General features: G+C 70.8%; 9 protein-coding genes. 5 read left to right on the forward strand and 4 right to left on the reverse strand.

All coding sequences use genetic code 11. The annotated features are described in order from the left end of the window. Positions 1–31: 31 nt before the first annotated feature. The 3 genes from T328_RS02270 to hydA all read left to right on the forward strand — a co-directional run bounded on the left by T328_RS02270 (position 32) and on the right by hydA (position 3,581). Positions 32–874, forward strand: a complete 843-nt coding sequence (locus tag T328_RS02270; RefSeq protein WP_496494082.1) for a nitrilase-related carbon-nitrogen hydrolase — start codon at positions 32–34, stop codon at positions 872–874. Positions 875–939: 65 nt separating this feature from the next. Further along, positions 940–2,184 carry an aspartate aminotransferase family protein gene (locus T328_RS02275; RefSeq protein ID WP_496494308.1) on the forward strand — a complete coding sequence of 415 codons (1,245 nt, stop codon included), beginning with the start codon at positions 940–942 and terminating at the stop codon, positions 2,182–2,184. Beyond that, a complete protein-coding gene (gene hydA, locus T328_RS02280) occupies positions 2,181–3,581 on the forward strand; it encodes a dihydropyrimidinase (protein WP_496494083.1) in 1,401 nt (466 codons plus the stop codon). Before T328_RS02275 ends, hydA begins: the two co-directional genes overlap by 4 nt. Before the next feature lie 66 nt (positions 3,582–3,647). Here the strand turns inward: hydA and T328_RS02285 are convergent, their stop codons facing one another. After that, a complete protein-coding gene (locus T328_RS02285) occupies positions 3,648–7,223 on the reverse strand; it encodes a S8 family serine peptidase (protein ID WP_496494084.1) in 3,576 nt (1,191 codons plus the stop codon). 592 nt (positions 7,224–7,815) lie between these two features. Here T328_RS02285 and T328_RS02290 point away from each other — a divergent pair. Both T328_RS02290 and T328_RS02295 read left to right on the forward strand, forming a co-directional pair. Next, positions 7,816–8,835 carry a TIGR03842 family LLM class F420-dependent oxidoreductase gene (locus tag T328_RS02290; RefSeq protein ID WP_496494085.1) on the forward strand — a complete coding sequence of 340 codons (1,020 nt, stop codon included), beginning with the start codon at positions 7,816–7,818 and terminating at the stop codon, positions 8,833–8,835. Positions 8,836–8,845: 10 nt separating this feature from the next. Beyond that, on the forward strand, positions 8,846–10,411 hold the full coding sequence (locus T328_RS02295) for an NCS1 family nucleobase:cation symporter-1 (protein ID WP_496494086.1): 1,566 nt from the start codon (positions 8,846–8,848) through the stop codon (positions 10,409–10,411). Here the strand turns inward: T328_RS02295 and T328_RS02300 are convergent. From T328_RS02300 to T328_RS02310, 3 genes are all read right to left on the reverse strand, one after another. Next, a complete protein-coding gene (locus T328_RS02300) occupies positions 10,374–11,117 on the reverse strand; it encodes an SIR2 family NAD-dependent protein deacylase (protein ID WP_496494087.1) in 744 nt (247 codons plus the stop codon). The two genes, T328_RS02295 and T328_RS02300, sit on opposite strands and share 38 nt — an antisense overlap. A gap of 945 nt (positions 11,118–12,062) precedes the next feature. Continuing rightward, positions 12,063–12,287, reverse strand: a complete 225-nt coding sequence (locus tag T328_RS02305) for a DUF397 domain-containing protein (RefSeq protein ID WP_496494088.1) — start codon at positions 12,285–12,287, stop codon at positions 12,063–12,065. Beyond that, entirely contained in the window at positions 12,271–13,122 is an 852-nt protein-coding gene (locus T328_RS02310; RefSeq protein WP_496494089.1) for a helix-turn-helix domain-containing protein, read from the reverse strand. Before T328_RS02310 ends, T328_RS02305 begins: the two co-directional genes overlap by 17 nt. Positions 13,123–13,208: the final 86 nt, after the last annotated feature.

Below are 13,208 nucleotides of genomic sequence, written 5' to 3' on the forward strand. Positions count from 1 at the left end.
GAGCTTCCGGCGTCCCGTCTCAGGAGCAGCCATGGCCAACGTTGTACGCGCCGCACTCGTCCAGGCGACGTGGACCGGCGACACCGAGTCGATGATCGCGAAGCACGAGGAGCACGCGCGCGCCGCCGCCGCCCGCGGCGCGGCGATCATCGGCTTCCAGGAGGTCTTCAACGCCCCCTACTTCTGCCAGGTACAGGAGCCCGAGCACTACCGCTGGGCCGAGCCCGTGCCGGACGGACCCACCGTCGTGCGCATGCGGGCGCTCGCCCGCGAGACCGGCATGGTCGTGGTCGTCCCCGTCTTCGAGGTCGAGCAGTCGGGCTTCTACTACAACACCGCCGTCGTCATCGACGCCGACGGCACGGTGCTCGGCAAGTACCGCAAGCACCACATCCCGCAGGTCAAAGGCTTCTGGGAGAAGTACTACTTCAAGCCCGGCAACGTCGGCTGGCCGGTCTTCGACACCGCCGTCGGCAAGGTCGGCGTCTACATCTGCTACGACCGGCACTTCCCCGAGGGCTGGCGCGCCCTCGGCCTCGGCGGCGCCCAGCTCGTCTACAATCCCTCGGCCACCTCCCGCGGCCTGTCGGCGTACCTGTGGCAGCTGGAGCAGCCCGCGGCGGCCGTCGCCAACGAGTACTTCATCGCCGCCATCAACCGCGTCGGCGTCGAGGAGTACGGCGACAACGACTTCTACGGCACGAGCTACTTCGTCGACCCGCGCGGCCAGTTCGTCGGCGACGTCGCGAGCGACAAGGAGGAGGAACTCGTGGTGCGCGACCTCGACTTCGACATGATCGAGGAGGTCCGGCAGCAGTGGGCCTTCTACCGGGACCGCCGCCCGGACGCGTACGAGGACCTGGTGCAGCCGTGAGCGCCGGAAACGCCGGGAACGCCGCCGGCGTACACCGCGACCTGCTCGCCCGGCACCGGGCCGTCATGCCCGACTGGCTCGCGCTCTACTACGCCGAGCCTGTCGAGATCACCCACGGCGAGGGCCGGCACGTCTGGGACGCCGAGGGCAACCGCTACCTCGACTTCTTCGGCGGCATCCTCACCACCATGACCGCGCACGCCCTGCCGGAGGTCACCAAGGCCGTCGCCGAGCAGGCCGGCCGCATCCTGCACACCTCCACCCTCTACCTCAACCGCCCCATGGTGGAGCTGGCCGAGCGCATCGCCCACCTGTCCGGCATCCCCGACGCGCGGGTCTTCTTCACCACCTCCGGCACCGAGGCCAACGACACGGCGCTGCTGCTGGCGAGCACGTACCGCGGCTCCAACCAGGTGCTGGCCATGCGCAACAGCTACCACGGCCGCTCCTTCACCGCCGTCGGCATCACCGGCAACCGCGCCTGGTCGCCCACCAGCCTCTCCCCGCTGCAGACCCTCTACGTCCACGGCGGCATCCGCTCCAGCGGCCCCTTCGCCCACCTCGACGACGCCGCGTTCACCGCCGCCTGCGTCGCCGACCTCCGCGACATGCTGTCCCAGACGCGCGGCGTCGCCGCCCTCATCGCCGAGCCGATCCAGGGCGTCGGCGGCTTCACGTCCCCGCCCGACGGCCTCTACGCCGCGTTCCGCGAGGTGCTCGCCGAGGAGGGCATCCTGTGGATCACCGACGAGGTGCAGTCCGGCTGGGGCCGTACCGGCGACCACTTCTGGGGCTGGCAGGCGCACGCCGCCAACGGCCCGCCGGACATGCTCACCTTCGCCAAGGGGATCGGCAACGGCGCCTCCATCGGCGGCGTCGTCGCCCGCGCCGAGATCATGAACTGCCTGGACGCCAACTCCCTGTCCACGTTCGGCGGCAGCCCGGTCACCATGGCCGCGGGCCTGGCCAACCTCGGCTACCTCCTGGAGCACGACCTGCAGGGCAACGCGCGCCGCGTCGGCGGCCTGCTCATCGAGCGGCTGCGGGCCGCGACGGCGGGCCTCGCCTCGGTGCGCGAGGTACGCGGCCGGGGCCTGATGATCGGCATCGAGCTGGCCACGCCCGGGCACGCAGCCGCGGTGCTGGAGCACGCCCGCGCGGGCGGACTGCTCGTCGGCCGCGGCAAGTTCGGCGAGACGCTGCGCATCGCGCCGCCGCTGTCATTGACCGTCGCGGAAGCGGAGGAGGGTGCCGCCGTTCTCGAACGGGCCCTGCACGCCGCCGACGCCGGAGAGGAGCACAGGCCGTGAGCCGTACAGTCATCACCGGCGGGCTGGTCATCACCGCCGCCGACGAGATCCACGCCGACGTGCTCGTCGAGGACGGCCGCATCACCGCCCTCGCCGCGCACGGCAGCGACGCCGCCGCCGGCTGGCGCGCCGGCGCCGCCGCGATCGACGCCACCGGCAAGTACGTCATCCCGGGCGGCGTCGACGCCCACACCCACATGGAGCTGCCCTTCGGCGGCACGTTCGCCTCGGACACGTTCGAGACGGGCACCCGCGCCGCCGCCTGGGGCGGGACGACGACCATCGTGGACTTCGCCGTACAGAAACAGGGCGGCGCGCTGCGCGAGGGTCTGGACGCCTGGCACGCCAAGGCGGACGCCCAGTGCGCCATCGACTACGGCTTCCACATGATCATGTCGGACGTGAACGAGTCGTCGATGAAGGAGATGGACCTTCTCGTGGGCGAGGGGGTCACCTCGTTCAAGCTGTTCACCGCGTACCCCGGGGTCTTCTTCAGCGACGACGGTCAGATCCTGCGGGCGATGCAGCAGGGCGCGGCCAACGGCGGCCTGATCATGATGCACGCGGAGAACGGCCTGGCCATCGACGTACTGGTGCAGCAGGCGCTGGCACGCGGCGAAACGGATCCGCGCTACCACGGCGAGGTCCGCAAGGCGCTGCTGGAGGCGGAGGCGACGCACCGGGTGATCAAACTGGCGCAGGTGGCCGGGGCGCCGGTGTACGTGGTGCACGTCTCGGCGCAGGAGGCGCTGGCGGAGCTGGCGCGGGCGCGGGACGAGGGCCTGCCGGTGTTCGGCGAGACCTGTCCGCAGTACCTGTTCCTGTCGACGGACAACCTGGCCGAGCCGGACTTCGAGGGTGCGAAGTACGTGTGCTCGACGCCGCTGCGGCCGAAGGAGCATCAGGCGGCGCTCTGGCGGGGCCTGCGCACGAACGACCTCCAGGTCGTGTCGACGGACCACTGCCCCTTCTGCTTCACCGGGCAGAAGGACCTCGGGCGCGGGGACTTCTCAAAGATCCCGAACGGGCTGCCGGGTGTGGAGAACCGGATGGACCTGCTGCACCAGGCGGTCGTCGACGGGCACATCTCGCGGCGCCGCTGGATCGAGATCGCGTGCGCGGCACCGGCCCGGATGTTCGGCCTGTACGGGCGCAAGGGCACGATCGCGCCGGGCGCGGACGCCGACGTCGTGGTGTACGACCCGGCCGCCGAGCAGACGATCAGCGCCGAGACGCATCACATGAACGTCGACTACTCGGCGTATGAGGGCAAGCGGGTGACCGGGCAGGTCGAAACGGTCCTGTCGCGCGGTGAACTCGTCATCGACCGGCGGACGTACGTGGGGCGGGCCGGCCACGGGGCCTATCTGGCGCGGGGGCTGACGCAGTACGCGTAGCCCGCCGGGCATCCCGCGGCGGTGGCGGGGGAGGGTCCCGCACGGCCCTCCCCCGCCCCGTACGGTCTAGCCGAGATCCGGGCGGTGGGAGACGCGGATCTTGTTGATCAGCGTCTTGCCCGTGCCCGCGACCAGACGCAGGTTGAGCTGCCCGTCGGTGACCGTCACCGTGAAGGTGCGGTCTTCGGCGGTGTAGATACCGGCCTCCAGCGCGAGGTCGAGGTTGTCGACCTTGACGCCGCCCTCGGCCATCACGTCGAAGACCCGTTTCGTCGGCTCCTTGGCGCTGAGCTCGGCGAAGCCGAGGTCGACCTCGTAGACCCCGTCGGGCAGGCTGTCGAAGCGGTACTCGTACGCGCCCTCGCGGGCGGTGGAGTACAGGGCCTGCTCGTCGGTGCCCGCGATGGTCTGCTTGGTGGACGTCTTCGACGTCGTACCGAGATACCCGAAGGAACCGGACGCGTACTCCTGGTCCGTGCCCCAGGTGTCACCCAGGGCGTCCACGGCCTTCGCGGACGCGCCGGAGTCGAGCGCCGCCTGGTAGGCGGGCACGACGACCTTCAGGGGGATCTCGATCACCGGCCTGCGGCCCGACTCGGAGCCGAGCAGCAGCGTGCCGGTGAGCACCGAACCGGGGGTGGCGCCCGTCGTGTCGAAGGTGAGTCCGAGCTTCTCGCTGTCGCCGGCTTCGAGAGTGCCGGAGGCGGCGGACGGGGTGACCCAGCCGGCGCCGTCCTTCTCGGCGACCGTATAGCCCGTCGACGTACCGGAGTTGGCGATCTCCAGGGTGCGGGTGCGGGACTGCTCGGTGGGCACCACCAGCTCGTACTCCTGGCTGGCCGCGCTGACCAGAGCCGTCGTCAGTGCCGTGTCGGCCACCTCGATGCCGGCGGCCTTCACCGAGCGACCGGCGGTGGCCGTCGAGTAGTGCGTGCCGGTGATCGTGATGTCGTAGTCCGTGGCGTCGGTGCCCGCCGGGACGGAGACGAGGTAGGCGCCGTCGGCGCCGCTGGTTCCGGTGGCGACCTCGCTGCCGTCCTTGGCGACCGTGACGGTGGCGTCGGCGACGCCCTCGCCGTCGTTGGCGTCCGTCACGGTGCCGGACACCAGGCCCGACTTGCTGGTGCGGAAGCCGATGGCGAGGCCGTCGGAGACGACCCCCTGGTTGAAGGAGTAGAGGAGGGCGTCGGTGCCGGTCGGGTTCTCGACGCCGATGGTGGCGCCGGAACCGTTCTCGTACGAGCCGGTGCCGATGTCCTTGTAGTGGTACGAGAACGAGCCGTCCTCGCCCGCGACCACGGAGAAGGAGATGCGCTGCGTGGACCCCGACGTGATCATCACGTCACGCCACTCGACGGTCACCGTGCGGTGCGGTGCGGTGCCCTGCGTCGACGTGTAGATGCCGGAGTCGGCGTCGAGCTGGAGGTTGTCCCAGAAGGGATAGAGGGCACCGTTCGGCGCCGAGGTCGTCGGCAGGGTGCCGTTCGCCGACGACGTCGAACTCGGGCCGAAGTAGAGCGAGCCCTCGGTGTTGGCCGTCAGGGTGTGGTACGTCTTGCCGTAGAAGGAGACGGGGAACGGCAGCGCGACCGGCGCGGTGCCCGTAGTGTTGCTGGACACGGTGAGCTTGGTGTCGCCGGTCGGGAAGCCGCCGCCGCCGACCAGCCGGCAGGTCGTGCCGAACGTGTCGGCCCGGGAGGCCAGTTCGAGGTTCTTCGTGGTGTCCGCGGTCAGCTCCAGTCCGATGCTGGAGACGGCGGCGCAGCGGCTGGCCGGAGTGACGGCCAGGTCGTACGTCCCGACGGGCAGCGTCAGTTCGTACGTGCCGTCGGCCGCCGAGGTCGTCCTCGCGGGCGTGCCCTGGACGACGATCGAGGCGCCCGCCTCGGCGCCCGTCTCGGTCGAGACGACACCCTTGAGGACCGCCGTCGGCGCCTCGTCGACGGAGACGTCCTTGGTGACCGTCTCGTTCTCGACGATGGTCGCGGTGGTCGTGGCCGGCAGGTAGCCGAACTTCGACACCGTGATCCTGTAGTCGCCGACCATGCCCTTCGGCAGTGCGTACGTGCCGTCGGCGGCCGTCGTACGGGTCGACTTCATCGGCCCGTCGAGGGTGACGGTGGCGTCGGCGAGCGGGCTGCCGCCCGAGGTCACCGTGCCCTGCAGGGCGCCGAGCGGGCCGCGCGGGGTGGCGCTGACCGCCGCGAACGCGTCGAGACGGCCCTCACCGAACACGTTGTTCCTGGCCGCCGTGCCGCCGCACGTCGTGTTGTCCACGTCGACCGCGGTCTCGTCGAGGATCTTCTCCGTCGCCGCGATGTCCCCGCGGATCGCGGGCGAGACCGACCACATCAGTGCCACCGTCGCCGCGGTGTGCGGCGAGGCCATCGACGTACCGGAGATCGCGTTGTATCCGCCGCCCGCCCAGGAGGAGCGGACGTTGACACCCGGAGCGGCGAGGTTCGGCTTGATGACGCCGTTCTCGCCGGTGCCGCGCGAGGAGAAGGAGGCGATGGTGTTGTTGATGTCGAAGGCGCCCGACGAGTACGAGTTGTCGTACGCGCCCGGGGCCCCCGACGTGTTGCAGGACGGGCCGGCGTTGCCGTTGGAGAACGCCGGGAAGATGCCCGCCGTGCGCCAGGACTGGACGGTGTCCTTGTACCAGGTGTCGATCACGTTGGCGCCCCACGAGTTGTTGACCACGTCGGGGGCGAGATCGGGACGGGGGCCGGCACCCGTCACGTCCGTCGGGGCGACGATCCACTGGCCCGAGGCGAGCAGTGACGCACGGGAGCAGGAGCTGGACTCGCAGCCCTTGGCGGCGATCCACTGCGCGCCGGGCGCGACGCCGACCTGGTTGCCGCCCTTGTCGTCGCCGGCCATGGTGCCCATGGTGTGGGTGCCGTGGCCGTTGTTGTCACAGGGGGCGTTGCCCGAGCACACCTTCGCCGGGTCGAACCAGTTGTAGTTGTGGTCGTACGTACCGTCCGACTTCAGGCCCCGGTACTGGGACCCCAGCGCCGGGTGGTCGTACTGGACGCCGGTGTCGATGTTGGCGACGACGACGTCCTCGCCGCGCCCGCCGAGCTCGTTCCACACCTTGGGAGCGTTGATCCGGTCGACGTTCCACTCCACGGCGTCGATCTTCGGCTCACCGGTGCCCGGCAGCGGGTCGGGGATCTCGACCGGGTCGTCCGCTTCCAGCGCGGCCACGTCGGAGCGGGCGGCGAGCTTCTCGGCGAGGGCCTCGGTGCCGGTCACCTTGATCTGGTTGCTGATCCAGAACGAGGTGTGCGCGGCGCCTGCGTCCTCGATCAGGTCGATCAACGGGGCCTGGGACTTCTCGGCGAACTCGGTCTTGACGGCCCGCAGTTCACGGGCCTTGGCCGTCTTGCTCTCGGCCTTGCCTACGTCACCGAGGTCGGCGGAGTCCTTGAGCACGACCCAGAAGTCGACCTTGCCCCGGTCGTTCCCGGTGCTCTGGGCGGCGAGCTGTCCGATCAGCTTGCTTTCGGCCTTCGCCTGGTAGGGGCTCGACGGCACGGGGGCCGGCCGGGCCTGTGCGGGTAGTGCGCTCAGCGTCAGTGGAAGTGCGACGAGGACCACGGTGAGACCCCGTCGTATCCAACTTCGTCTAGCCACGAACTCTCCTTGGGTGAAAGCGGGTTCGTACCGACGCTCAAGCCGCCCGTGCTCCGTGGTGCGGGCACAGGTGGGGGGCGCGCAATGGCGGGATGAGCCGCGACAGATCATGCAGAAGGGCGGCCCCGGCCGACAGGGCACGATTTGCGCCGCGTCCGGACCGCCGGGGCGCGCCCGGGCCCGCGAAGCCCACGCGCCGCTTCCCTCGCCACCTGCGCGTACGACGGCGGGAGCCCGCCCGGACCGGGCCCGGCTCAGGGCGAAATCTCGCCAGAACGCGTGATTGACGCCTTTATGACTTGTCGTTAACTCGACATACCCGTCGGTGGCCCGGCCGGTCGGATGGCCGGGCTCGGCCACGGCGCACTCCGGCAGCGGCGGTCGTCCGGCCGTATCCCGGCGGCGAAAGCTGGACGCGCGTAGACCACCTCTTGCCAACCCCCGGGAAGAAGTCCAGGATGGTGCCTCCCCGACGGGCGGGAGTTCACCCCCGGGCGGGACACGGCCAGCACGTCCCGCGCGGCGCCCGCCAGTTCCTGTAGAACCAGCCACCTGACCCACACATCCGGCATCGTTCCCGAAGGGGGCCGAAGTGGATTTCGGACTCGTGCTGCAGACCGACCCGCCCGCATCCGCCGTCGTCGGCCTGATGCGCCGCGCCGAGCGCAACGGCTTCCGCTACGGCTGGACGTTCGACTCCACCGTCCTGTGGCAGGAGCCGTACGTCATCTACAGCCGCATCCTGGAGCACACCGACCGGCTCACCGTCGGCCCCATGGTCACCAACCCCGGCACCCGCGCCTGGGAGGTCACCGCCTCCGCCTTCGCCACCCTCAACGAGATGTACGGCAACCGCACCGTCTGCGGCATCGGCCGCGGCGACTCCGCCATGCGCGTCGCCGGCCGCCCGCCGAACACGCTGGCCCGCCTCGGCGACGCCATCCGCGCCATCCGCGACCTCGCCGAGGGCCGCGAGGCGCTCGTCGACCGCGAGGCCGGCACCACCCTGACGCTGCCGTGGGTCGAGAACGGCCGGCTGCCGGTGTGGATGGCGGCGTACGGGCCGAAGGCGCTGGCGCTCGCCGGGCAGGTCGCGGACGGCTTCATCCTGCAGCTGTCGGACGTCTACCTCACGGAGTTCATGGTCAAGGCCGTCCGCACCGCCGCCGCCCAGGCCGGCCGCGACCCGGACGACCTGACGGTCTGCGTCGCCGCCCCCGCGTACGTCACGGACGGCACCCCCGAGGCACTGGCGCACGCGCGCGAGCAGTGCCGCTGGTTCGGCGGCATGGTCGGCAACCACGTCGCGGACCTCGTCGACCGCTACGGCGAGCACTCCGACGTCGTCCCCGAGGCGCTCACGGCGTACGTCAAGCAGCGCCAGGGCTACGACTACTCCCACCACGGCCGCGCCGGAAACCCCTCCACCGACTTCGTGCCGGACGACATCGTGGACCGCTTCTGCATCCTGGGCCCCATCGAGGCGCACCTGGAGAAGCTGCGCCGGCTGCGGGACCTGGGCGTGCACCAATTCGCGATCTACGCGATGCACGACGCGAAGGAGTCCACCATCGACGCGTACGGGAAACACGTCATCCCGGCGCTGGACTGAGGGAGGGACCATGGCCGCCGACGCCGCGTCGCCGTCGTACCCGCCGAAGTCCGCCGGTGGCAGGGTGGAGCTGTCGCCCGCCGACGACCTGACGCACAGCCGCTACGCCAACGGCGACCTGCTGCCCGTACCGGGCGAGCAGCGCACCTGGACCACGTACAACTTCGCCGCGCTGTGGATCGGCATGGCGGTGAACGTGCCGACCTGGACCCTGGCCGCCGGGCTCATCTCCCTCGGCATGGACTGGAAGCAGGCCGTCCTCACCATCACCCTGGCCAACGTCATCGTGCTGCTGCCGATGCTGCTCACCGGGCACGCCGGGCCGAAGTACGGCATACCCTTCCCCGTGCTCGCCCGCTCCTCCTTCGGGCTCAACGGCGCCAACCTGCCGGCGCTGCTGCGCGGCGTCGTCGCCTGCGCCTGGTTCGGCATCCAGACCTGGATCGGCGGCCAGGCGATCTACTTCCTGGCCGGGAAGATCTTCGGCGCCGGCAGCTGGTGGGCCGAGGCCGGCACCTGGGGCGGCTACCCGTGGCCGCAGTGGCTCTGCTTCGTCCTCTTCTGGCTGATCGAGGTCGGCATCATCCTCTTCGGCATGGAGGGCGTGAAGAAGCTGGAGAACTGGGCGGCGCCGCTGATGCTGGCCGGCGCGCTGGCGCTGCTGATCTGGATGGCCGACCAGGCCGGCGGCTTCGGGCCGCTGCTCGACCAGCCGTCGCAGCTGGGCTGGGGCACCGAGTTCTGGTCGAAGTTCTTCCCCGCGCTCATGGGGATGATCGGCTTCTGGTCGACGCTGTCGCTGAACATCCCGGACTTCACCCGCTTCGGCGCCGGACAGCGCGCGCAGATCTGGGGCCAGTCCCTCGGACTGCCCACCACGATGGCCGCGTTCGCGCTGCTGTCCGTGCTCGTCACCTCGGGGTCGCAGGCGGTCTACGGCAAGCCCATCTGGGAACCGGCGGAGCTGGCCGCGCAGATGGACAGCAAACTGGGCGTCGCCTTCGCCCTGTTCGTCATCCTCCTCGCCACGCTGACGACGAACGTCGCGGCGAACCTCGTCAGCCCCGCGTACGACCTGTCCAACCTGGCGCCGAAGGCCATCGGTTTCCGCACCGGATCGCTGATCGCCTGCACCGCCGGCATGCTGATGTTCCCGTGGGAGCTGATCGCCAACCCGGACATCTACATCTTCGTCTGGCTCGGCACCTACGGCGGCCTCCTCGGCGCGGTCGCCGGCGTGCTCATCGCCGACTACTGGCTCGTCCGCCGCACGGTGCTCGACCTGCCCGGCCTGTACCGCCGCGGCGGCGCGTACTGGTACGCGGGCGGCTGGAACTGGCGCGGCGTCCTCGCCTTCGCGGTCGGCGGGCTGCTGGCCGTCGGCGGCTCCCACACGGACGCGGGCGCGTCCGGCCCGTACCCGGAGGACGGGCTGATCCCGTTCCTCAAGCCGCTCGCGGACTACGGCTGGGCGGTGGGCCTGGGCGTGTCGCTGGTCCTCTACACCCTGCTGATGTCGGGTACGCGCGGCAAGCGGCTCACAGCCGGGCCAGCAGGGGCGGCAGTGCCTCGCTGATCGGCTCGCGGATCACCTCGGCGGCGAGGTGGTCGTACGGCGTGGGCTCGGCGTTGACGACGACTAGCCGGGCCCCCGCCGCCGCGGCCCGGCCCGCGAGCGACGCCGCGGGCTGCACCTGGAGGCTGCTGCCGACCGCGAGGAAGACCTCCGCCGCCTCGGCCACCGCCACCGCCGTGGCCAGCACCTCCGGGTCGAGCGGCTGCCCGAACATCACCGTCGCCGACTTCAGGATCCCGCCGCACTCCCGGCACGGCGGATCCGGCTCCCCGGCCGCCACCCGGCGCAGCGTCTCCTCCATCGGCCCACGCCACGGGCAGGCGGTGCACACCGCCGTACGGGACGAGCCGTGCAGCTCCAGCACCTTGCGCTCGGGCATCCCGGCGAGCTGGTGCAGCCCGTCGACGTTCTGCGTGACGACCCGCACCGGCGTCCCGGCCCTGGCCAGGTCGGCGAGGGCGGTGTGCGCGGCGTTGGGGCGGGCGTCGCGGGCGGCGCCGTCGCGGCGCATGAGCCAGGACCGGCGGCGGATCTCCGGGTCGGCCATGTAGTACTCGTACGTGACGAGCTTCTGCGCCTCCGGATCCCGCCGCCAGACCCCGTTCGGGCCGCGGTAGTCGGGGATCCCGGAGTCCGTGGAAATCCCGGCGCCGCTGAGGATCGCCACCAGCGGCCGCCGCCCGTCACCCTCCGCCGTCGTCGACATGCGCACAGGCTAGGGCCGCCGCCCCGGTCCGGCCACGGATTAATGCGAGAGCCCTCCAAGCCACCGCGCTGCGGGGGTGCACCTGTGTGGTTACGGGCGTGCCCCCGCAGCGGCGTCCCGGACCGCGTGGTCCGGGCCCGTCTCCGCCAGCTCGTCCAGCACCTCCAGCGCCTCAGCGGCCCAACGCCCGGTCGGAGACGCCCGGTTCCGCGGGGAGCGCTCCGCCCCGCCGGGGGTGCAGATCTCGGCGCAGGGGCTCGGAGAGGACTAGAACGTCCTCGGCCGGGGGGAAGCGATCGTCCATGGAAGATCACCATACTCGCCCTCGAATACAGCCCCCGATCCAAGTCGACCGCTCCGGAAGCCCCCGCAGCCGGTGTCTGGCCAGATGCCCCAAGTGGTGTAGCCGTAGGCCAGCGACGCGCCGTCGACTGGACCGGGTGGCCGGGTGGCCGGGTGGGAGCGGGGTGCCCTCAGGGGGTGGGATGACGAGGTCGGTCGTGCCGGAGGCGCACGCCTCCCCGTAGTCGTCAAGGTCCGCCATCTCGAAGTCGACGGTGGAGGTGAGGCGGCCGTGCTGATAGATCCTCAGCCGGTGAGCCGCAGCGATGCACACCTGCGGCCCTCGATCCGATGACCTGCTGACGGACGCTCTTACTCAAGCGACTCCGCGACCGTTGCACGTGGGGCAGCTATCGAAGTTCAAACCACTACCCGACCACGGCGCTTCCCTGGTAACTGTCCCAGACCCGTGGCATGTAAAACACGTGCCCGGCAGGCCGGGATTCGTCGTCCGCTTCCGGTTCCTCTTTCCCTTCCGGCGCTTTTCCTTGCGGTTCGACGTCTTGCCCATCTCGTCCCCTTCGACAGGCGGTGCGCGGTGCGGCCGGTAGGCGACGTCTCCTGCGTGGGGGAGACGCCGCCGTCGGGGCGGTGCCGCTTCCGTCAGGCGGGCGGGAGTTCGCCGGACTTGACGGCGTTCACGAACGAACTCCAGGCGTCCGCCGGGAAGACGAGCGCGGGCCCCTGCGGGTCCTTGCTGTCGCGGACGGGGACGGTGCCGGTGGCGGCCGCGGTGGCCGGTGCCCACTCGACGCAGTCACCCCCCGCGCCGTTGCTGTAGCTGGACTTGACCCACTCCGCGCGGGAGAGGTCAGGAGTGGTGTTCATTCGGCAGTTCCTCCATCGCCGATCGGATGAACTCCGCCGTCTCGGTGGGAGACAGCGCGTAGGACCTCACCAGATCGTATGCCCGCTGGCGGGCGGTGACGCCCGCCGGGCCCTCAAGCAGCGTTCCGGTGTCGATGCCTTCCTCGTAGGCGACCGGAAGGCCGGTGTCGAGGGTCATCAGCGTGAGCGCGCCGCTGCCCATCAACGCATGCTCCCCGTGTGCGCCCGGGAGCAGTTGGACGGTGGTCGACGAGGTGTCCACCGCCTCGGCGAGCCGGGCCAGTTGCTCGCGCATCACGGCCGGTCCGCCGACCGGCCGGACCAGCACGGCCTCGTCGATGACGCACGCGTAGTCGGGCGGGGTGTCGGCGTACAGCAGCTCCTGGCGGCCCAGCCGGGCCGCCACCTTGTCCTCGATCTCCTCCGGCGAGGCGTCCGGGTCGTAGGCGCGGAAGATCGCCCGGGCATAGGCGGCGGTCTGCAGCAGACCCGGCACGATCATCCCCGCGTACTGCCTGATGAGGCGCGATCTGTGCTCCAGCTCCATCCGCCGCCGGAACTGCGCGGGGTGGATCTCCAGCGACTGGCGCACCAGCTTCTCCAGCCGGGCGAAGTGGCCGCCGGTGTCGAAGAACTCGTCCAGCGCTTTCGAGAGTCCGGGCGGCGGCAGCACCTGGGCCGTCTCGACCCGGGACAGGTGGGCGCGGCTGGCCGGGACCTTCCCGGCCAGGTCTTCGAGGGACAGGCTCATCTCGGTACGGAGACGTCGCAACTCGGCTCCGTAGAAGTCCCTGTTCGAGCGGAACGGCGTCAGTTCGCGTGGCTGTTGCGACACGGTGGTACCCCCCGGGGTCCCTGGTACGGACGTGTCGAGACTAACCGAAGTGAACACGATATGAAATCGAACAACTACGTAAAGTC

The sequence above is a fragment of the Streptomyces sp. CNX435 genome (genome assembly GCF_059570575.1).